We start from the raw sequence: 20,813 nt of genomic DNA on the forward strand, positions 1-20,813 counted from the left end.
ACTCAGCCCTTCTTGACCGCGTGGCCGCCGAACTGGTTGCGCAGGGCGGCCACGGCCTTCATCGCCGGCGAGTCGTCCTGGCGGGACGCGAACCGGGCGAACAGCGACGCCGCGATGACGTTCATCGGCACGGCCAGGCGGATGGCCTCCTCGACCGTCCAGCGGCCCTCGCCGGTGTCGTCGGCGTAGCCGCGCAGGCCGTCGAGGTTGGGGTCCTCGTCCAGCGCCCGGTCCATCAGGTCCAGCAGCCACGACTGCACGACGGAGCCGGCCCGCCACGACTTGAACACCTCGGGGATGTTCTCGACGTATTCGGAGGCCTCGAGCAGCTCGTAGCCCTCGGCATAGGCGTGCATCATGCCGTACTCGATGCCGTTGTGGACCATCTTGGCGTAGTGGCCGGCACCGACCGGGCCGGCGTGCGCGAAGCCGAACTCGCCCTCGGGCTTGAGGCCCTGGAAGATCGGCATGCAGTGCTCGACGTGCTTCTTGTCGCCGCCCACCATGAGCGCATAGCCGTTGGTCCGGCCCCAGACCCCGCCGGACACGCCGACGTCGAGGTAGCCGAGGCCCTTCGTGGCCAGCCGCTCGGCGCGCGGGCGGTCGTTGCTGAAGCGCGAGTTGCCACCGTCGATGACGATGTCGCCGGGCGACAGCAGATTGGCGAGCTCGTCGATCGTCGGCTCCGTGTACTGCACCGGAACCATGATCCACACCACGCGGGGCGCGGCGAGCTTCTCCACCAGCTCGCTGAGGGACGACACGTCGGTGACGTCCGGATGGTGGTCGTAGCCGATGACTTCGTGCCCGGCGGCCCGGAGCCGCTCGCGCATGTTGAAGCCCATCCGGCCCAGGCCGATGAGACCGAGCTGCATTTCTGGTGCCTCCGAACCTCAGCTGCCGATGCGAACCGGCATGATCAAGTACCAGTACCCAGGGATGATTTCTCCATCATCCTTGGCCGGGGACATGACTGCAGGCTTCTTCGGGTCAGTGAACGACAGCACGGCGATCGGCGCGTCGAGCGCCTTGAGCCCGTCGAGCAGATATTGGTGGTTGAAGGCGATCGTCATCGGCTCGCCCTCGTAGGTGCAGTCCATCGCCTCGCTGGCCCGCGCGTCCTCGCTGCCGCTGGCCTCCACCACGAGACCGTCGCCGCTGAACGACAGCCGCACCGGGGTGGACCGCTCGGCCACCAGGCCGACGCGCCGCACGACCTCGTTGAGCGCGGAGACCCGGATGCGGGCCTGCGCGTTGTGCGTGTCGGGCAGCAGCGCCCGGACCTTCGGGAAGTCGCCGTCGAGCAGGCGTGACGTGGTGCGGCGGGTGCCACCGGCGAAACCGATCATGCCTTCGCCGATCTTGCCCCGGGACAGGGCGACGGAGACGTGACCACCCACCGGGCCCAGCGTCTTCGCGGTGTCGTCGAGCGTCCGGGCAGGCACCAGCGCGGCGAGGCTCACGTCATCCTCGTCGGGGCGCCACTCGAGCTCGCGCACGGCGAGCCGGTAGCGGTCGGTGGCGAGCAGCGTCAGCTTGCTGCCCTCCAGCTCGATCCGCACGCCGGTGAGCATCGGCAGCGTGTCGTCCCGGCCGGCGGCGATCGCCACCTGCGAGACGGCACCGGCGAACGTGGCCGCGTCGACCGTGCCGGCCAGCTCGGGCATCTCCGGCAGCGTCGGATAGTCCTCGACGGGCATCGTCGGCAGAGTGAACCGGGCGCTGCCGCAGGTGATCTCGACGTGCGACCCCACCGCGGCGACGTCGACCGGCTTGGCCGGCAGCGACTTGGTGATCTCGGCGAGCAGCCGCCCGGAGACGAGCGTCGCGCCGTCGGCGTCGGCCTGGACCTCGACGGTCACCTGGCTGGACACCTCGTAGTCGAAGCCGGACACCTGCAGGCGACCGTCAGCGACTCTGAGCAGTACACCGGCAAGCACCGGCACAGAAGGGCGGCTGGGCAGGCTCTTGGCTGTCCAGGCGACGGCATCGGCGAGCGCGTCGCGCTCGACTCGGAACTTCATCGCGGTCCTCCCGCGTCGTCTCGTCTCAAGCGTGGTGCTGCATCGAACCTTAGGGCTTGCACGGCGGTGCCGTGCACCGACCCCACCAAATTTCGAGCCCAGAACTTTTCCACTTGCTGATGATTGCTTTTTTCTCTCTTTTAAAGAGATTTACTTCGTAGTCATAGGTGGTGTGGATTCTGTGGATAACCCGCGTTTCCGCAGCTCAGAGGACTTAGGTCTCTGGGTATGGACTGTGCATAACCCCCTGTGTACAAGGTTGTGGATTGTGGATAAACGATCGTCCACAGGCGTTGTCCACCGGCTATCCACCGGCAATCCACAGGGTTCGTCCACCATCTGGGGATAACTCGATCAGAGAGTGCCTCACGTTCTGTTGACACCTCGGTCACTCTTCGGATGTGTCCACACCCCGTCCACACGATCTCCCCAGGAGTTATCCACAGACTGTGGATGACGGCTGTGTGCAATGCGTAGTCATCCCATCACTTGTGACCGGTGCGTCGCTCTTCGTGGTCAAGAGTTGGCACAAACGGAGTTATCCACAGGCTCTGTGGATGAAAGCTGTGTATAACTCGGACAAACCCCTTGGGGGTATATGCGCACAACCTGTGGACGACTTGGGGACGAGCTGTGGAAAACTTATGGGCATAAGCGCCTGGATCCCAGCTCGGCGGCCTGTGGACACGGTGGATAACGCACGTTGTCCACAGGCTGTGGCCAACCTCGGTGGAAAGTGCATTCCTGACATATCGACCGCCGCTCGTCGCGCGACCCACAGCGTTGTCCACAGGCGCATCGTGAGAATCGTTCGCGTTCTCAGTTGTGCACAGCCGTCTGGGCGTACACGCGAAGAAGGCCGCGGCAGGCGCGACCACGCCTGACACGGCCTCCAAGGGCGGGACCCGACTCCGCTATGTCGTCTGCTTGATGCGGTTCGTCAGCTCGGCGATCTGGTTGTAGAGCGAGCGGCGCTCGGCCATCTGCTGGCGGATCTTGCGGTCGGCGTGCATGACCGTGGTGTGGTCGCGGCCGCCGAACGCCTGGCCGATCCGGGGCAGGGAGAGGTCGGTCAGCTCGCGGCACAGGTACATGGCGACCTGGCGCGCGTTGACGAGCACCCGCGACCGGCTGTGCCCGCGCAGGTCCTCCAGGCTGACGCCGAAGTAGTCCGCGGTCGACGCCATGATCTGGTCGGCGGTGATCTCCGGCCCGGAGCCGTCCGGGATGAAGTCGCGCAGCACCTCTTCGGCCAGGCCGAGCTCGACGGGGGCGCGGGTCAGGTTGGCGAACGCGGTGACGCGGATGAGCGCGCCCTCCAGCTCACGGATCGACGACGACACCCGCGACGCGATGAACTCCAGCACGTCCGGCGGCGCGAACAGCCGCTCCTGCGCCGCCTTCTTCTGCAGGATCGCGATACGCGTCTCCAGGTCCGGCGGCTGGATGTCGGCGAGCAGTCCCCACTCGAACCGGGTCCGCAGCCGGTCCTCCAGCGTCGCCAGCTGCCGCGGGGAGCGGTCCGAGCTGATCACGATCTGCTTGTTGGCGTTGTGGAGGGTGTTGAACGTGTGGAAGAACTCCTCCTGCGTGCGCTCCCGCGTCTCCAGGAACTGGATGTCGTCGATCAGCAGGATGTCGACGTCGCGGTACCGGCGCTGGAACGCCTGCGTCTTGTCGTCGCGCAGCGAGTTGATGAAGTCGTTGGTGAACTCCTCCGTCGACACGTAGCGCACGAAGCGGGCGTTGCCGAGCATCGTGGCGTACTGGCCGATGGCATGCAGCAGGTGCGTCTTGCCCAGCCCGGAGCCGCCGTAGATGAACAGCGGGTTGTACGCCTTGGCCGGCGACTCGGCCACCGCGACCGACGCGGCGTGCGCGAAACGGTTCGAGGATCCGATGACGAACGTCTCAAAGGTGTACTTCGGGTTGAGCCGGTTGCCGGCAGAGTCGCCGGCGGGGGTCTGCGCGGCGCGGCGGTCCTCGCGGCCGGTGCCCGGGTTCGACGGCGGCCGCGGCGGCAGCGGGTCCTCGTCCTGCAGCGGAGAGCGGCGCAGCCGCTCGTCACGGGCGGCCTCGAACGCGGTGCCCGAGTGCTCGGTCCGCTCCGCGGGCGTCCAGCCCGTCTCGGTCGGCAGGTCGAAGAGGCGGTCGCTGCCCTCCCGGGCCGTCGGCAGCGGCTGCTCCGGCCGGCCCTGGTCGAGCGGCCGGCCCTGGTCGAGATCGAGTTGCTCCTGCTGGCCCGGCGACGCGGGGTGGAACGGCGGCTGCTGGTACTGCGGCTGTTGATATTGCGGCGGCGGGTATTGCGCCTGCCGCTGGAACGGAGGCCCTGAGGTCGGCTCGGTCAGCTGGCCGGCGGTGCCGTTGGACCAGTGCGACGCGGACGGCGCGGGCAGCGGCGGCGCGTCCTCGGGCGGGCGGACCGTGACGGCGACCTGGATGGCCCGGCCGAGCAGCCGGGACAGCGCCTCGGTGATGACCGGGCGCAGGCGCGACTCGATGACGTCGCGGGTGAAGGCGTCAGGCACGGAGAGCAGCGCGGTGTCCTCGACGATGGCCCGTAGCCTCGTCAGCCGCAGATAGGCACGCTGCTGCGCCGAGACGATCTCGTCTGCGATCTCGTCCGTCGCCGCATGCCACACCGCTGCGAGGTCGGTGTCAGTCACCGTTCGCGCACCCCCATCGTCGCCCCCCACCGCGAGTGGACCGTGCGCCGGAAGTTCCGCCCGTCCCGGCCCCCATTGTCCACAGGTTTTCCACAACCTGTGTATCAACGAGGCATGTGCCGTGGACGGATCGTCCTGATTCCCTCTCGCTCGGTGTCGACCTGGCGGTGTTCGACCCGTGTGCGGAAGGTTCTGCAGGTCGGATGCGGTGCCGTGCCCCCTGTGGCGCATCCGTTTGGTTGCGGAAAGTCCGTTGTGTCCTGTCGCCGGTCGTCGCGGTGTCTACCGGCAACCGGGCACGTTAACAGCGTTGTCCACAACCACTCAACCGTTGTCCACAAGTAACCTGTGGATTTCGGGGCGTTCCCCGCCATCGTTGACGGTCTGTAGGGCCGCGCGTACCCTGGTTCGGCTGGGGAAGCTTTCCCTGATAAACTCCAGTGAACCAGCCCTACGCCGCTACGAAGACGGAGCCCGACGTGAGCAAGCGCACCTTCCAGCCGAACAACCGCCGGCGTGCGAAGACCCACGGTTTCCGGCTGCGCATGCGCACCCGTGCCGGTCGTGCGATCCTGTCGGCGCGCCGCGCCAAGGGGCGCGACCGCCTGTCGGCCTGATCCGACGCCGGGCCCTCCGGGAGGCAGTGTGCTGGCGGCCGCTCAGCGTCTGCGGCGGCGGGAAGACTTCGCCGCCACCATTCGCAACGGTCGCCGCGCCGGTCGCGGAGCCCTCGTGGTGCATTTCCTGCAGTCGACTGTCGAGCCGGCGCCAGCAGATCAACCATCTGCCCGCGCCGGCTTCGTCGTGTCGGCGTCCGGCTCGCCGTCTGACGTGGCTGCCTCATCTGACGTGGCTGCCCCGGTTTCTGACGTTGCTGGTGAGGCCGGTGCCGTCCCGGCGCGTGCTGGGTTCGTCGTGTCCAAGGCCGTCGGCAACGCCGTGGTCCGCAACCTGGTGAAGCGCCGGCTCCGGCACCTGATCCGGCCGCACCTGGCAGCTCTCCCCCCGGCGTCGACGATCGTCGTCCGGGCACTGCCGGCGTCGGCCAACGCGCGGTATGACGATCTCGGCCGTGATCTCGAGGCAGCGTTGACGGCCGCCCAGCGGCCCAGAAGCCGGGAGGGGCGTCGATGAACGTCGGAGCCCGGGTCGTTGCCGCTCCCATCGTCGCGTACCGTCGTTGGATAAGCCCGGCGTTGCCGGCGCGTTGTCGGTTCTACCCGTCGTGCAGCGCTTATGCCCTGGAGGCGGTCGGCACTCACGGCGCGGTCCGGGGAATCGGTCTCGCGATCTGGCGGCTGCTGCGCTGCCACCCATTCCACCCCGGTGGGTTCGATCCGGTGCCTCCGCGCCGGGGAGCCTCGCCCGAGCCCGAGTCGACGTGACTGGAGCAGTGTCGTGATTAGCAAGCTGATGGGCGGGATCTACTGGCTGATCTCGCAGGTGATGCTGTTCTGGCACACCGTGTGGGACAAGGTCGTGCCCGACCACCGCACGCTCGGCACCAACTGGCAGTGGGTTCTCGCGATCGTGTTCCTGGTGATCACGGTCCGCGTGGTGCTGTTCCCCATCTTCGTGAAGCAGATCAAGTCGCAGCGCGCGATGCAGGCGATCCAGCCGAAGATGAAGGAGCTGCAGGAGAAGCACAAGGGCGACCGGGAGACCCTCCAGAAGGAGGTCATGAAGCTCTACCAGGAGGAGAAGGTCAACCCGCTCATGGGCTGCCTTCCGATGTTCCTGCAGATCCCGGTCTTCATCGGCCTCCTGCACGTGCTGCGCCACCTGAAGCCCGGCACCTCCGACCACCAGATGCAGCTGTACGGCTGGAGCATCCCTGAGTTCATGGGTGCCGTCGACGCCCGGCTCTTCGACGCCCCGATCGTCGCGAAGTTCAGCAGCAGCGCCGCCGACCTGGCGAAGATCGAGGCCAACTCGACCACCGTCAAGATTGTCGCCGCGCTCCTGGTCGCCCTGATGATCACGACGACCTACCTGACCCAGCGTCAGATGATTATGAAGACGGGCTGGAACTCCGACCCGCAGCAGCGCATGATCCAGAAGTTCATGCTCTACGGCATCCCGTTCTTCACCCTGACCTCTGGCTGGTACTTCCCCATCGGCGTCATCATCTACTGGGTCACCAACAATGCGATCACCCTCGGCCAGCAGTATTGGGTCCTGCACAAGTACCCGCCGCCGGCCAGCGCCACCGCGAACACCACCCCGTACAAGGGGGGCCCGAAGAAGACCGGCGAGGCGAAGCCGGTCGGTGGCTTCCGGGCGATGCTGACCAAGGCCAAGGACGAGGCCGCGGCGCAGCAGGCGGCGGCGGCTGAGGCGGCCGCGGCCAAGGCGAACGGCAAGGCGCTCGCCCCGAAGCCCGGTGCCAAGCCGATCAACCCGAAGAAGGGTGGCGCCGCGAAGCGGCAGTCGGGTTGACGCGACCCCGCCGGTCCACCCCTCATCCCGGACCGGCGAGTGGCGCTCCCTGTGCACCACCACCCCTCACCGACGACCTGTGACGGCGCCTCGGCGCCCCAAACAAGCGGAGATGAGTTTCGTGACCGACACCACCAGTGATCTCGACGCGCGCGGCACCGAGGGCGACGCTCTGGATCAGGACGCCAACCTCGACCAGGTCGAGGACGGCGACGCCGAAGCCGGCGACGGCGAGGGCGATAGCGACGCCGCGCCGGCGTCCACCGGCGGCAACGGCCGCGCCGCGGCCGACCTGTTCCGGGAGAGCGAGATCGCGGCCGACTATGTCGAGGGCCTCCTCGACATCCTCGACTACGACGGCGACATCGACGAGCTCGTGGTCAGCGGCCGTCCCGTCGTCGAGGTCGTCGAGGGGGGCGACGGCTCCGGCCGCCGGCTCCAGGCGCTCGTCGGCCAGCGCGGCGCCACCCTTGAGGCGCTGCAGGAGCTGAGCCGTCTCGCGGTCTTCCGGCAGACGGGCTCCCCCAGCCGGCTGCTCCTCGACGTCGGCGGCTACCGGGCGCTGCGCCGCAAGGAGCTGGGCGCGATCGCCAAGAACGCCGCCGAGAAGGTGAAGGAGTACGGCGAGGCCGTCCGGCTCGAGCCGATGAGCGCGTTCGAGCGCAAGTGCGTCCACGACGTGATCAACGCACTCCCCGGCGTGGAGAGCGAGTCGGAAGGCGTCGAGCCGGCCCGGCGGATCGTGGTGCGGCCCGTCGCCTGACGGTTCTGCCGCCGCTGCTGCTCTGTCTTTGGCGGGGCGTCCCTTGATGGGGGCGCCCCGCTTCCGTGTCTCGGGCCTGGTGGGTCTGCTTGGTCCCCACCGCTTGCAGCCTTGCTCAGCGGCGTGTCTACGACGACGCCGCGCCGCAGCGCACGTCGGCATCGCCCGAGCCGGCTGCTCATCTTCCACCGGCGTTGCCGGTCATCACCTTGCCGGCCGCGCGGTGTCCGTCCGCACGATCGAGGAGCCTGCGCCGACCGTCCGCTCCACGGTCTGGCTCCGCTGTTTGATCTCCCGCCGTTCCGGCTCATCCGGCCGGGCGATGTCCCCGCCTGGCCGGGTGGCTCCGGGATCGGCGACAATGGGGGCAGACGCGACTGGCGGCACCGGGATGGGACGGACCATCGGGGAGCTCGAGTTGTGAGGGTCGACCGCCTGGGTCCTCACGTCGAGGAGTCGTATGTCCACGACCACTGCCGTACTCCTGCCCGGCGCTCCCGTCGCCGAGCAAATCCTCGCCGACGTCGCCGACCGGGTCGCCGCGCTGCGGGCTCGTGGTGTCGTGCCGTCGCTCGCGACGATTCTCGTCGGCGACGACGATGCCAGCGCCGGATACATCCGCATCAAGCAGCGCCAGGCCGCCGAGCTCGGGTTCGCGTCGCCGCATGAGCACCTGCCCGCCGACGCGACACAGGAGGACCTGCACGCGGTCATTGACCGGTTCAACGCCGACCCCGATGTGCACGGCTTGCTCATCCAGTACCCGACGCCGCGGCACATCGACTATGACACCGCCCTGCAGCGGGTCGACCCCGATATGGACGTCGACGGCATGCACCCGCTGAACCTGGGCCGCCTGGCCGCTGGGATGCCCGGGCCGCTCCCCTGCACGCCGGCCGGCATCGAGGCGCTGCTCGCGCACTACGAGATTCCGGTCAGCGGCCGCGAGGTCGTCATCCTGGGTCGCGGTGCGACGCTGGGCCGTCCGCTCGCGATGCTGCTCTCGCAGAAGCGCCCGACTGCCAACGCCGCGGTGACCGTGGTGCACACCGGCGTTGCCGATTGGCCGCGGTACACCCAACGCGCCGACATCCTCATCGCCGCCGCGGGAGTCCCGGGCATCATCCAGCCCGAGCACGTGAAGCCGGGCGCCGTGGTCATCGGCGGCGGCGTCCGCTACTCCGGCCGCCGTCTCCTGCCCGACGTCGACGAGTCGTGCGCGGCCGTCGCCGGCGCCATCACTCCCCGAGTCGGCGGCGTGGGCCCCACCACCGTCGCCATGCTCTTCCGCAACGCGGTCACCGCCGCGGAGCGCCGTTTCACGTGAAACATCGGCCCCGGGTCGCTCAGGCCCAACGACCCGGGGCCGCTCCCCCGCCGTTTCGGAACCCGCTCCGGCGAGGCCCGTCTACTTGGGCCCGCGTGCGTGGCGCTCTCCCTGCAGGACCGTGCCCGCAACCGCACCGTGCTGACCCGCCACGCTCTTCGCCGCCTGGCCTACGTCGAGACGCAGCCGGACGAGGACGCCGGCAGCCGCGCCGCGTCGCGGCTCACTTCGCTGCTCGTGGCGTTACCCCGCATCGAACGGGTCATGACTGACACGTCCGGGCCTATCGCCGCGGCCGGGCCTGGCGGCGCACGCTGACCAAGCTTGGCGGACAAGCCCGCGACACCCGCCGCTACGGGCCTCGGACCAACGGCAAGTCGACCGCTTCGACCACGCCATGGTGGCGTCGACCCGTCTCTGTCGGACAGGGGTGTTGTGGTGGTCAGGCCGTGGTGATCCGCCAGCGGCGTGAGGTCCTGCCGTGGTGGCCCGTGCCGGCCAGCAGCCGGGCGATGCGTTCGCGGCCGTGCCGATGTGCCGGTCTCGGTGAACTCGGCATGGGGTGCGCGGCGCGCCGTAGGTGCTCTTGAGACATCGTGGATCGCGATGATCCGCGCGATCAGGTCCCGGTCTGTGTCTGCTCGGTCGACTCGTGGTGGCAGCGGCAGAGGACGGACCGGGGAACCGAAAGCAGTCGCACGCACGCTTCACGTTGCGCCGGCCGGTCTGCTCCGCCTCGATGAACGGGTACATATTCACCAGGTCTGCCTGATGCTCCTATGTCAAGCCGCCCCCAGCGCTGGGCTCGATCGGCTGATCGGGGCGGCAGCAGCGAGTTGCTGCTGGGCGCGTTCGTCGGTGAGCAGTGCAGAGAACACCCGGTCGGAAAGGCTGTCGCCGCCGCAGCCGTAGGGCTTCGGTGCCGGTCTTGTCCTCGTAGAGCAACTTATCGACGTAAGCCTTGCCCGTTCCGATCCCGCGGGTCTGGGTGACCGCGGCCATATGCAGGGCCGAGTTGGCGGTCCACAGGCATTCAAGCTCACGTTCCAGGGCGTTGATCTGTGTCGTGAGTTCGCGGCACCGCGCCACCAGCTCACGGGCGATCCGAGCGACGGTGCCGTCGAAGCGGTCGATCTCAGCCGCCAGCTCGTCGAGCACGTGGAAGCGGCGCAGGCCGCGGGAGGGAACGCGGAGTTCCGGGTCGGGTTCGTGCAGGTGCCAGCGCAGCCGGCCGCACAGCTTTGCGGTCCACGACGGGGTCGTGCCGGTGATCAGACAGCAGCTTCATCTGGCGAGTCGGGCCGTCGAGGCGGGCGACGGGCAGATCGGGGTCGCGCAGCGCGGCCAGGGCAACGGCTTCGGCGTCGATTGGGTGGGACTTGCCACGCTGCTGTCCGGTGCGTCGCGCCGCCGCCATCAACCGGGTATGCACGCGCATGACTGAGTACCCGGCACGCAGCAGGTCACCTTCGAAGCGGCGGGTCAGGTGTCGACAGTCCTCAACCGCGAACCGCACGTCGGGCCACTGCCCGGCCCATTGCACCGCGCTGAGATGGCTTCGCTGGTTGCCGCCACAGTCTTTTTCGCCCAGCTTGCGGCCGAGGTCATCGACCCGCGACCCGACCCAGGGGCATGCCCTATTCGAGCGTGAGCAGGCTCCTATCAAGGCACTCCCGGTTCGGGCGCGGGCGTCCGGCAGGGCCGCACATCAGGGACAAGCCACCAGCCGCTGGCCCGGGTAGCGAAGAAGTGAGCGAACCTCGCCGAGACATCGATCATCATGGCAATAGGACGAAGAAGGCCGTGGCCCACTTCAGGATGTCGACGTCGTCCTGCAGGCGGCAGTTCTCCCGCCGCAACCGCGGATGTCCGTCAAACCGGGGCAGGCCCGTGGCGACGATGCATCGCCGGCCTTCCGCTCCACCGAGCGTTGTTTCACGTGAAACAACGGCCCCCGGATCAGCGCACCCGACGAGTGGCGCGTGCGCCCACCGGCCCGACCGGTCTGGCCCGCATGATTTGCTTGACCGTATGGATGGTGCTGTTCCGCATGAGGTGTTGCCGGCCGCCGAGAAGGTCTTCGGCGATCGGCTTCCGTTGGCTGAGCGGTTCGCTCAGTTGCTCGTCACCGACGGGGTGGTCCGAGGGCTGATCGGCCCCCGCGAGGCGCCGCGCATCTGGGAGCGGCACCTGCTCAACTGCGCCGTCCTCGGCGATCTGATTCAGTCGGGCGCCACGGTCGTCGACGTCGGCTCCGGCGCCGGCCTGCCCGGTATGGTGCTCGCAGTGGCTCGTCCCGACCTGCACGTCACGTTGGTCGAGCCGCTCGCACGACGTACCGCGTTCCTTTCCGAAGCGGTGACGGCGCTCGGTCTCGAGCGGACCACCGTGGTCCGGGCGCGGGCCGAGGAGTGCGTCGGGAAGCTCCCGCTCGCCGATGTCGTCACCGCCCGAGCAGTCGCACCGCTGGACCGGCTTGCCGGTTGGTGTCTTCCCCTCACCGCCGTCGGCGGGCGACTGCTTGCGCTCAAGGGAGCCTCCGCAGCGGCCGAGATCGCCGAGCACGCGGAGACCTTGAGCCGGCTCGGAGCGGGCACGCCGTCGGTACGCCTCTGCGGGGACGCCGTCCTCGCGGAGCCGACCACGGTCGTCGAGATCGTGCGGGAGCGGGAAGTCGCGCAACGCCGGAAGGGCAAGCGCGGCCGGTAAACCGGGGGGCGGGCCAAGAGCGTCCCCCGGACACGGGGGAACGCGGGGGTTCGACAATGGACATCAGGAACTGTGGCAGCGGCTGGCCGGCCGCGCCGATGAAGCGACTCGGCGGTCTCCTCCGCCGAGTCGACGGCTTTTTGGTCTTCTTGCGGCCGGGAGAGAGTGACAAGGGCGACGACGCGCCGATGAGCCATAGCTCAGGCCGCCTGTGCGCCGTAGGCTGGCCGCGCGCCGTTCTTGCGTTCCCGGCGCCGGTCACCGCGGTCAGTCGAGACTTCGTGTCGGGCGGTGTTCCGGAGGTGGGCACCGCGTCGCTGACGGCCGGCAGTGCACATCTTTCCGAGCGGGACGGGACTGACATGGTGCGCGACAGCGGTGACAACCCCGACTATGGCGATGCCAGTTCGCATGTTTCACGTGAAACAGGGGCGAACGCCGGGACCGAATACAGGACGGATGCAGGGGCGCGGAGCGCCGATGGAATCGAGGGATGGGGCGTGCGGCCGGTGCCCCAACCGCGTCTGGAGCAGCCGGTCGGTACGACACGCGGCGCCACGGTGGAGTTTCACGTCAGCGGGCAAGTCGATCGTGCAAATACCGGTACTGTTTACGGCCGGGGCGGAAAACCGGTCGTGTCCAAAGCCGATCCACAGTCCGCTGCAGACGAAGCGAAAGCCGAGACGAGAGCAGATATGAGGTCCGAGCGACGGAGCACTCCGTCCCCCCGACCACACCCGTCCGTCGTCACCGCGGATACCGAGGGCGCAATGACAGACGCGTACGTTTCACGTGAAACCGAAGACCCCCCGCTCGCACAGGAGGCAAAGCGCGCCGTGGAGATCCTCAACCCGAGCGGGGAGATCACCATGCCCCGCCCACCACGGCGACGCACGATGTGCGTAGCGAACCAGAAGGGCGGGGTGGGAAAGACCACCACAGCGGTCAACATCGCCGTCGCCCTGGCGCTGCACGGCAACCGCGTCCTGGTGATCGACCTCGACCCGCAGGGCAACGCCTCCACCGGCCTCAACGTTCCCCACCACTCCGGTGTGCCGGACGTCTACGACTGCCTGATCGACGGCGCCCCGCTCGACGCGGTGACCCAACAGGTCGAGGGCATCCCGAACCTGTGGGCCGTGCCCGCCACGATCGACCTCGCCGGCGCCGAGATCGAACTGGTCTCCGTCGTCGCCCGAGAGTCGCGCCTCAAGCGGGCCATCGAGGCCGGCGGCAGCAACTACGACTACATCTTCATCGACTGCCCGCCCTCGCTCGGGCTCCTCACGGTGAACGCGCTCGTCGCCGCCGAAGAGGTGCTGATCCCGATCCAGTGCGAGTACTACGCCCTCGAAGGTGTGCAGGCGCTCACGAACAACATCGAGCTCGTGCGGTCGCACCTGAACCCGAAGCTCGACATCTCGACGGTGCTGCTCACCATGTACGACCGGCGCACCCGCCTCGCCGACCTCGTCGAGCAGGACGTGCGGAACCACTTCGGGGACAAGTGCCTGAACGCGGTCATCCCCCGCAACGTGCGCGTGTCCGAGGCGCCGAGCTACAGCCAGTCGGTGATGACGTACGACCCGGGCTCCCGCGGTGCGGTGAGCTACTTCGAGGCGGCGCAAGAGATCGCGCTGCGCGGTGCGCATGACGCACAGGTTGGAGGAGTGGCATGAAGTCGAACCGACGTGGAGGTCTCGGACGGGGGCTCGGTGCTCTCATCCCCACCGCCGCGCCGGCCGAGAGCGTGGCCGGCGGCACCGCCACCGCGCTGGCGACTCCCCCGGCCACGACGGACGCTCCCACGAACGGCGCGACCGCCGAGCCGGTGGAGCAGCTCGCCCCGGTTCCCGGTGCGCGTTTCGCCGAGATCTCCGTGACCTCGATCGTGCCGAACCCGAAGCAGCCGCGGCAGGTGTTCGACGAGGAGGCGATCGAGGAGCTGAAGACCTCGATCCAGGAGGTCGGCTTTCTCCAGCCGATCGTCGTCCGCGAGCTCCCCACGCCGGTCGAGGCCGAAGGCGACGAGGGGACGCAGAAGAAGTACGAACTCGTCATGGGCGAGCGCCGGTGGCGCGCCGCCCAAGCGCTCGGCAAGGAGGTCATTCCGGCGATCGTCCGGGAGACCCGCGACGACGCGATGCTCCGCGACGCCCTCCTCGAGAACATCCACCGTGCGAACCTCAACCCGCTGGAAGAGGCCGCCGCGTATCAGCAGCTTCTCGAGGAGTTCGGGGCGACCCACGAGGAACTCGCCCGGCGCATCGGCCGGAGCCGGCCGCAGATCTCCAACACGATCCGTCTGCTGAACCTGCCCGCACAGGTGCAGCGCCGCGTCGCGGCCGGCGTGCTGTCCGCCGGGCACGCCCGTGCGCTCCTCGGGCTCGACAGCTCGGAGGAGCAGGAGACGCTCGCCCACCGCATCGTCGCCGAAGGGCTGTCGGTCCGGGCCACCGAGGAGATGGTCTCGCTCGCGGTGTCGGAGGGCGGCACGGCGAAGAAGGCCGCACCGCAGCGCCGGGCCAAGCCCCACGCGCCTGCGCTGTCGGATCTGGCGGATCGGCTCTCGGATCGGTTCGACACTCGGGTCAAGGTCGACATCGGTCAGCGCAAGGGCCGGATCACGATCGAGTTCGCCACCGTCGACGACCTCGAGCGGATCGTCGGGATCATCGGGGTCGACCAGCGAGGCCAGCGAGAGCAGTAGCGAGCCGGAAGGGGCTGGAGAAGCCCCGAATAGGCGAAACGAAACGGCCGGACGGCAAAGTCCGGCCGTTTGGTTTTCCTCAGAGGATGGCTCTGGGCGCACTTTATCCACAGGGGTTATCCACAGGCTCGCCGTTTCACGTGAAACCACGTGGTAGACGTCTTGGGTACCTGTGGATAGAGGTTCCGGCGGGTGTACTGTCCACAGGGTGCGGACACCAGGCCGCGGTTCGGCTAGGGTCGGCTCGTGTCCGAGACGCCATCGCAGCTGCCCTCGTTTACCTACTGGCCGACGTTCCCGTTCGAGGGTGACCTCAGGGTGAAGCGCCTGCTCGACCCCGTACCGATCGAGCCGCCGCGGCACGGTGACAATCCGGCCGAGTGCCGGGCGTGCGGGGCGCCGGACGAGGCGTACATCTGGGTGAGCGACCGGTGGCGCGTGCGCAGCCTCGACCGTCCGACCGGGCTGCCGGCGGTGCTGATCCTGGAGTCGCGGTCGCATCTCGACCTCGGCGACCTGCCGAACATGCTCGCCGCCGAGCTCGGCGTGATGACCGTGCGGCTGGAGCGGGCGATCCGGTCGCTCGACGGCGTGGCGCGGGTCCACGTGAACCGGTGGGGCGACGGCGCGGCCCACCTGCATCTGTGGTTCCTGGCGCGCCCGTACGGGCGACTGCAGCTCCAGGGCACCTTCCTCGCGCTGTGGGACGACATCCTGCCGCCGATCCCCGAGGACCAGTGGCGGGAGAACTTGGCGCTGGTCGCCGCCTGGCTGGCGGAGTTCGGCGGCCGGCCGCTCGCCGAACCGCCGCGGATCAACTGGACGGCGCCCGCACAGTTTCGCGAGGAGGCTCGGACCGTCGACCCGGACGCCCCACTCGGCGACGCGGGGATTCACGTGGAGCCGCCGGAGCCAGCAGCCTCGAACACGCCGCAGACCGAACCTCCCGCCGCAGCGCACGAGACAGACGGCACGGCGCAGCAGGCGGACGGGACGGCCACGACGCCGGCAGTGCAGAACGCCGCCGAACACACCCAGACGGCGCGGACGACGCCGGCCATCAACGAGCGGCCTGACACACCGTGATGTGAAAACGTCAGACGGTGCGTCGCAGGCGGATCGGGTGAGGCCGGGTGAGGAACTCTGTCCGGATGACTCCCACGGCCCGTGATGGGTGCGTACCATCATGACGGTTGACCGAACGTAAGCAGCGCGCGGAGATGGGCCAATGTCGCGACGTCTCGTAAGTCTGACGCTAGACACTCTCGAGGATCTGCCTCGGTCGTGCCGCGCCTGCGTGTTCTGGGAGCTCGATCCGGTCGCCGCCGACCGGGCGTGCGCCAACGGCGACCCGGGCCTCGAGAAGGAGGCCTGGGTATCGCAGACGCTGCTCGAATGGGGATCGTGCGGCAAGCTGGTCTACGTCGACGGCATGCCGGCCGGGTTCGTGATGTTCGCGCCGCCGGCGTACGTGCCGAGGTCGATGGCGTTCCCGACCTCGCCGGTCTCCCCCGACGCGGTGCTGCTGATGACGGCGCACGTGGTGCAGCCGTTCGCCGACGGTGGCCTCGGGCGGATGCTGGTCCAGGGCGTCGCGCGGGACCTGACGAAGCGCGGCGTGAAGGCGATCGAGGCGTTCGGCGACGCGAAGTTCGGCGAGGTCGACGAGGCCGGTCGCAACGAGCGCGGCTGCCTGGCGCCGGCGGACTTCTTCACCTCGATCGGGTTCAAGACGGTCCGCCCGCACCCGCGCTATCCGCGGCTGCGCCTGGAGCTGCGCACGGCGCTGTCGTGGAAGTCCGACGTGGAATACGCGCTGGAAAAGCTGCTCGGCTCGATGAGCCCCGAGTCGCTGCTGCGGCCGGTCCTGCCGGTGCGTCCAGCCACCCGGACCATGCAGTCCTGAGGCGCCCGAGCCGGCGGCGACCGACCGGGGACGCTCAGACGGCGTTGGAGTTGGTCAGCGCACGCAGCAGGCTGACGTCGATCGAGCCGGTCGGCACGTCGGCCTCGACGGGCAGGTACATCCGCTGCACCGCCGCCATCATCGCCTCGACGACCCGCTCGCGGAACGCGGGGTCGATGAGCCGCTCCCGGTCGGTCGGCGAGGTCAGGTAGCCCACGTCCACCCGGACCGCGGGCATCCGGCTCAGCCGCAGCAGCTCCCACGTCTTGGCGTGCGTCTGGCAGTCGCGCAGGCCGGTGCGCACCACGATCTCGCGCTGGACGAGCTTCGCGAGCCGTTCGCCGACGATCGACGTCGGCCCGGAGACGGTGCCGTAGTGGTACGTGGCGACGCCCTCGGCCTCCGGGTTGCGGTACCCGTCGAGGTGGATCGAGATCAGCAGGTCCGCACCGAGCTCGTTGGCCAGGTGCACCCGGTCACGGTCGCTGAGAGCCGCTGTGGGCTGCGGACCCCTGGTGAGGTTCACCCGCATCCCCGCGGCCGCCAGACGGCCTTCCAGACGGGCTGCGAGGTCATATACGAGGTCCGCCTCCGCCCACCGGAGCGGCCCGTCGGGGACGACGTGCCCGGCGTCGGGTCCGCCGTGCCCGGGGTCGATGACGATGCGCTTGCCCAGGAGCGTCGGGCCGGAGTCGCGGAAGGTCTCCGCCTCGCGCAGCAGCTGCGGCCGGCCGCCGATGACCTTGCGACCCAGGCGGCGCAGCGCGCCGACGGTCGCCGGCCCGCACTCACCGTCGGGACGCAGCCCGACCTCGCGCTGGAACTGGGCGACGGCGTGCGCCGTGCGGCTGCCGTAGATCCCGTCGGCGCGGCCCGGGTTGTACCCCATCTCCAGCAGGCGCTCCTGCAGCTGCCGGACGTCGTCGCCGATGTACGGGTCGCCGACCGTGTGGAACAGTGCCCGCTGCCCGAGCCGCCAGCGCGCCGCGTCCAGCGACCGCCAGGTCTCGTCGCCCACCTCGCCGTCGACGGTCAGGCCGTGGCTCTGCTGGAACGCGCGGACCGCACGCTCCGTGTCGGCGTCGTACTCGGGATCGGCGTGCGGGGAATCGGCCAGCAGGTCCAGCACGACAAGAATGCTGCGGATCTCGGCGACTGCCGCTCCCCGCGCCCCGCGCCGGATTGCCCGCATAAGGTCCTCCTGAGAATGCCTGCGATTGCACCGCAGCGTACCGCTCACGGCTCAGGGACGCGTCATCACGCGGCCTTTGTCAAAAACGCGCCCCGCCTTGGCTCAGGCGGGGCGCGTCAGTGCTCAGGGCTGTGCTCAGGCGGGCTCGAGCGCGGATTCGATGAGCCGGACCAGGGCGCTCTTCGGGCTGGCGCCGACGACCGAGCGGAACGGCTCGCCGTCCTTGAAGACGGTGAGCGTCGGGACGGAGAGCACCTGGTAGGCGCGGGCCGTCTCCGGGTTGCTGTCGATGTCGACCTTGACGATCTTCACCTTGTCAGCGAGGTCACCGACGGCGATCTCGTTGAGCATGGTCTCGATCTTCCGGCACGGCTGGCACCACTCAGCCCAGAAGTCCACCAAGACCGGAATATCGGATTTGAGGACGTCAGCCTCGAAGGTCTTGTCGCTGACCGGCTGGATGGCTCCCATACGCACTCCCTCTACTACTCAAGCTCGTCTTGAACTACAGCGTCGCGATGTAGCGCTCGGCGTCCAGCGCCGCCGCGCAACCGGTCCCGGAGGCCGTGATCGCCTGCCGGTAGGTGTGGTCGACCAGGTCGCCGGCGGCGAACACGCCCTCGACGTTGGTGCGGGTGCTCGGCGCGGCCACCTTCACGTAGCCGGCGTCGTCCAGCTCCACCTGGCCGCGGAACAGCTCGCTGCGAGGGTCGTGACCGATCGCCACAAACACGCCGGCGACCTCGAGGTCGGTCTCCTCGCCGGTGTTGACGTCCTGGACCCGCAGGCCGCCGACGCGGCCACCGCGGTCGAGGACCTCGGTCACCACGCTGTTCCACCGGACGTTGATCTTCTCGTTGGACAGTGCCCGCTCGGCCATGATCTTGCTGGCCCGGAACGAATCGCGCCGGTGCACGATGGTCACCGACTTGGCGAACCGGGTGAGGAACGTCGCCTCCTCCATCGCCGAGTCACCGCCGCCGACGACCACGATGTCCTCGTTGCGGAAGAAGAAGCCGTCACAGGTCGCACAGGACGACACGCCCCGACCGAGCAGCTCCTGCTCCCCGGGAACGGAGAGCGGGCGCCAGGCGGAGCCGGTGGCCAGGATGATGGCGCGGGCACGATACTCGGCCTCACCGACCCAGACGCTCTTCACGGGGCCTTCCAGCGCCACGCGCGTCGCGTCGTCGGTGACGAACTCCGCGCCGAAGTGCTCGGCCTGCTTGCGCATGTTGTCCATGAGCTCCGGGCCGAGGATGCCGTCCGGGAAGCCCGGGTAGTTCTCCACCTCGGTGGTCGTCATTAGCGCGCCACCGGAGGTGACGCCTTCGATCACCAGCGGCTTGAGGTTGGCCCGGGCCGCATAGACGGCTGCCGTATACCCGGCGGGGCCGGACCCCACGATGATCAGGTTGCGGACCTCGTCCACGGTCGACTCCTCGAGTTAAGCCTGTGCCAGCAAAACGTCATCCTACGAACCGATGATTCCCGTTGTGGGGTGACGCGTGTGCCACATCACCACTACGGTCAGGCAATGCCGCGGTAGAGCTCGTCAGCGATCGCCCCACCGATACCGCAGTCCGGTCCGACCGCGAGAACCAGGCGTTTGCCGGCGCCCAGCCGCGTGCCGTCGACGATGACGACCAGCGCGGGACGACCCTCGAATCGGGCGTAGTCGACCAGTGCCACCTGACCACCGTATTCCCCGACCACCGCGTTGAGGCAGGCGGCCCTGGCCACCGGGTCCTGCAGCCGGCGCAGCTGCTCCGGAACAGCGTTGGGCTTCGAGGACTTGCTCAGGTCGGCGCTGCCGCTGCCCTCCCCGGCGATCGCCGGCGCGGGCGGGGACGCCTGCGCGAGCTGGCCGACCGTGCCGGGTCCATAATCCTGTCCCGATGCGACCAGGGCGGCGTCCGATCGCGTGGAGGTCCTGGTGCCGCCCGACGTCGGGGGCAGTTGCTGCGGCGCCGCCTCTCCCTTGCCGCCGTCGGACGCCGAGGTCGCGGTGTCCAGGTTCGCGGACTGCTGGTCGATGGCCACCCTGATGCCGAGGCCGCCGCAGACCAGCACGGCCGCGGCGGTGGCCAGGCCGATGACCCACCGCTGTGTGCGGCGCCGGCGCGCCTCGCGGGCCCGGGCCAGGTCCAGCACCGGGGCCCCGGAGGCCGGGGCGAGCACGGCGGCCTGCAGCGCGGCGTTCAGCCGCTGCTCCACATCCGCCGGTACGGGCACCGGCGCGGCACCCAGCTCGGTCAGCTGGTCGCGGACGGCGACCTCGGCGGTGACCAGAGCGCCGTAGGCCTCCGCCCACCCCTGGTCGGTGCTGATCAGGCGGCGCACGTCGTCCGCCGCGGGCGTGCCGTCCAGCGCCCCGCCGACGAAGTCGGCGAGCAGGTCGAAGTCGGCGTCGGAGAAGGTCGTCACGCGCCGCCCTCCTTCCTGCTCGCTGCGGTCTCAGGGCCGTTCGGTGATGGGACGCCGCCGCTGCCGACCGGGTTCCGCAGGTGGCCGAGCATCACAGCGAGGCGGGCGCGCCCGCGCGCACACCTGCTTTTGATGGTGCCTTCCGCGACGTCCAGGATCACCGCGGCCTCCGCCACGGAATACCCCTGGACGTCCACGAGCACGAGCGCCGAGCGCTGCTCAGCGGGGAGCTGCTGCAGCGCCTGCTGGACGTCCATGGCGGTGTCGCGGTCGCTGACCGGTGCGGGTGTGACGTCGGTCTCGGGCAGCGGCACGGTCGGCCTGGACTGCCGCCGCCGGATCCGGTCGAGGCACGCGTTGACCACGATGCGGTGCAGCCACGTCGTGACGGCCGACTCGCCCCGGAAGTTGCCGGCGGCACGGAACGCTGACAGCAACGCGTCCTGCAGGGCGTCAGCGGCCTCTTCACGGTCGCCGAGGGTCCGCAGCGCGACCGCCCACAGCCGGTCGCGGTGCCGGCGGACGATCTCGGCGAAGGCATCAGGGTCGCCCGCGGCGTGCGCATGCAGCAGGGCGGTGTCATCCGGCGTTTCACGCACGCCCGGCTCCGCCTCCACGGCTGGCACCTTATCGACCGCGAGCGACCT

Annotated in this window: 20 protein-coding genes, 2 pseudogenes and 1 riboswitch; of the genes and pseudogenes, 13 read left to right on the forward strand and 9 right to left on the reverse strand. The window is 69.3% G+C overall.

All coding sequences use genetic code 11. The features are described from left to right. Positions 1-2 precede the first annotated feature (2 nt). From gnd to dnaA, 3 genes are all read right to left on the reverse strand, one after another. Positions 3-875 carry a phosphogluconate dehydrogenase (NAD(+)-dependent, decarboxylating) gene (gnd, locus tag OP18_RS17230; RefSeq protein ID WP_033359917.1) on the reverse strand — a complete coding sequence of 291 codons (873 nt, stop codon included), beginning with the start codon at positions 873-875 and terminating at the stop codon, positions 3-5. 18 nt (positions 876-893) lie between these two features. Next, positions 894-2,024 carry a DNA polymerase III subunit beta gene (gene dnaN, locus OP18_RS17235; protein ID WP_033359918.1) on the reverse strand — a complete coding sequence of 377 codons (1,131 nt, stop codon included), beginning with the start codon at positions 2,022-2,024 and terminating at the stop codon, positions 894-896. 914 nt (positions 2,025-2,938) lie between these two features. Next, positions 2,939-4,924 carry a chromosomal replication initiator protein DnaA gene (gene dnaA, locus OP18_RS17240; protein WP_081970830.1) on the reverse strand — a complete coding sequence of 662 codons (1,986 nt, stop codon included), beginning with the start codon at positions 4,922-4,924 and terminating at the stop codon, positions 2,939-2,941. A gap of 248 nt (positions 4,925-5,172) precedes the next feature. Here dnaA and rpmH point away from each other — a divergent pair, with 248 nt between their 5' ends. The 7 genes and pseudogenes from rpmH (at position 5,173) to OP18_RS17265 (ending at position 9,540) form a co-directional block, all read left to right on the forward strand. Next, positions 5,173-5,310 carry a 50S ribosomal protein L34 gene (gene rpmH / locus OP18_RS17245; protein ID WP_033360019.1) on the forward strand — a complete coding sequence of 46 codons (138 nt, stop codon included), beginning with the start codon at positions 5,173-5,175 and terminating at the stop codon, positions 5,308-5,310. Positions 5,311-5,338: 28 nt separating this feature from the next. After that, positions 5,339-5,827, forward strand: a complete 489-nt coding sequence (gene rnpA, locus OP18_RS55180) for a ribonuclease P protein component (RefSeq protein WP_081970831.1) — start codon at positions 5,339-5,341, stop codon at positions 5,825-5,827. Continuing rightward, positions 5,824-6,095, forward strand: a pseudogene (gene yidD, locus OP18_RS55185) (membrane protein insertion efficiency factor YidD). Before rnpA ends, yidD begins: the two are co-directional and overlap by 4 nt. A gap of 11 nt (positions 6,096-6,106) precedes the next feature. Then, a complete protein-coding gene (yidC, locus tag OP18_RS17250; protein WP_033359920.1) occupies positions 6,107-7,132 on the forward strand; it encodes a membrane protein insertase YidC in 1,026 nt (341 codons plus the stop codon). Between the two features lie 121 nt (positions 7,133-7,253). After that, positions 7,254-7,895, forward strand: coding sequence for a Jag family protein (locus OP18_RS17255; protein ID WP_389250088.1), 642 nt, complete (start codon positions 7,254-7,256; stop codon positions 7,893-7,895). Between the two features lie 363 nt (positions 7,896-8,258). Continuing rightward, positions 8,259-8,343: riboswitch (ZMP/ZTP riboswitch) on the forward strand. 12 nt (positions 8,344-8,355) lie between these two features. Continuing rightward, a complete protein-coding gene (locus OP18_RS17260) occupies positions 8,356-9,222 on the forward strand; it encodes a bifunctional 5,10-methylenetetrahydrofolate dehydrogenase/5,10-methenyltetrahydrofolate cyclohydrolase (RefSeq protein ID WP_033359921.1) in 867 nt (288 codons plus the stop codon). A gap of 99 nt (positions 9,223-9,321) precedes the next feature. After that, positions 9,322-9,540: a hypothetical protein gene (locus tag OP18_RS17265; RefSeq protein WP_033359922.1), complete on the forward strand. Its 219-nt coding sequence runs from the start codon at positions 9,322-9,324 to the stop codon at positions 9,538-9,540. 459 nt (positions 9,541-9,999) lie between these two features. On the opposite strand, the gene OP18_RS57240 is transcribed toward OP18_RS17265, so the two are convergent. Beyond that, complete coding sequence (locus OP18_RS57240; RefSeq protein WP_156089575.1) at positions 10,000-10,380, reverse strand: hypothetical protein; 381 nt, start codon at positions 10,378-10,380, stop codon at positions 10,000-10,002. 109 nt (positions 10,381-10,489) lie between these two features. Here OP18_RS57240 and OP18_RS17270 point away from each other — a divergent pair, with 109 nt between their 5' ends. From OP18_RS17270 to OP18_RS17295, 6 genes and pseudogenes are all read left to right on the forward strand, one after another. Continuing rightward, entirely contained in the window at positions 10,490-10,666 is a 177-nt protein-coding gene (locus tag OP18_RS17270; RefSeq protein WP_156089576.1) for a hypothetical protein, read from the forward strand. Between the two features lie 575 nt (positions 10,667-11,241). Beyond that, on the forward strand, positions 11,242-11,931 hold the full coding sequence (rsmG, locus tag OP18_RS17275; RefSeq protein ID WP_389249636.1) for a 16S rRNA (guanine(527)-N(7))-methyltransferase RsmG: 690 nt from the start codon (positions 11,242-11,244) through the stop codon (positions 11,929-11,931). Between the two features lie 362 nt (positions 11,932-12,293). Next, a complete protein-coding gene (locus OP18_RS17280; RefSeq protein ID WP_389250085.1) occupies positions 12,294-13,610 on the forward strand; it encodes a ParA family protein in 1,317 nt (438 codons plus the stop codon). Continuing rightward, positions 13,607-14,641: a ParB/RepB/Spo0J family partition protein gene (locus OP18_RS17285; RefSeq protein ID WP_033359926.1), complete on the forward strand. Its 1,035-nt coding sequence runs from the start codon at positions 13,607-13,609 to the stop codon at positions 14,639-14,641. Before OP18_RS17280 ends, OP18_RS17285 begins: the two co-directional genes overlap by 4 nt. A 267-nt stretch (positions 14,642-14,908) precedes the next feature. Further along, positions 14,909-15,481: pseudogene (locus tag OP18_RS17290) on the forward strand (hypothetical protein); the annotation flags it as partial. Positions 15,482-15,869: 388 nt separating this feature from the next. Beyond that, complete coding sequence (locus tag OP18_RS17295) at positions 15,870-16,547, forward strand: hypothetical protein (protein WP_033359927.1); 678 nt, start codon at positions 15,870-15,872, stop codon at positions 16,545-16,547. 34 nt (positions 16,548-16,581) lie between these two features. Here OP18_RS17295 and OP18_RS17300 read toward each other — a convergent pair whose 3' ends face one another. From OP18_RS17300 to sigM, 5 genes are all read right to left on the reverse strand, one after another. After that, a complete protein-coding gene (locus OP18_RS17300; protein ID WP_033359928.1) occupies positions 16,582-17,739 on the reverse strand; it encodes an N-acetylmuramoyl-L-alanine amidase in 1,158 nt (385 codons plus the stop codon). Between the two features lie 135 nt (positions 17,740-17,874). Beyond that, entirely contained in the window at positions 17,875-18,210 is a 336-nt protein-coding gene (gene trxA, locus OP18_RS17305) for a thioredoxin (protein ID WP_033359929.1), read from the reverse strand. Positions 18,211-18,244: 34 nt separating this feature from the next. Beyond that, positions 18,245-19,171 (reverse strand): thioredoxin-disulfide reductase, encoded by a 927-nt coding sequence (gene trxB / locus OP18_RS17310; RefSeq protein ID WP_033359930.1) that lies wholly within the window; start codon positions 19,169-19,171, stop codon positions 18,245-18,247. A 98-nt stretch (positions 19,172-19,269) separates the two neighbouring features. After that, entirely contained in the window at positions 19,270-20,166 is an 897-nt protein-coding gene (locus OP18_RS17315) for a hypothetical protein (RefSeq protein ID WP_033359931.1), read from the reverse strand. Beyond that, complete coding sequence (gene sigM / locus OP18_RS17320; protein WP_052386862.1) at positions 20,163-20,792, reverse strand: RNA polymerase sigma factor SigM; 630 nt, start codon at positions 20,790-20,792, stop codon at positions 20,163-20,165. Before sigM ends, OP18_RS17315 begins: the two co-directional genes overlap by 4 nt. Between the last annotated feature and the right edge of the window lie 21 nt (positions 20,793-20,813).

The sequence above is a fragment of the Dactylosporangium aurantiacum genome (genome assembly GCF_000716715.1).
Taxonomy (GTDB): domain Bacteria; phylum Actinomycetota; class Actinomycetes; order Mycobacteriales; family Micromonosporaceae; genus Dactylosporangium; species Dactylosporangium aurantiacum.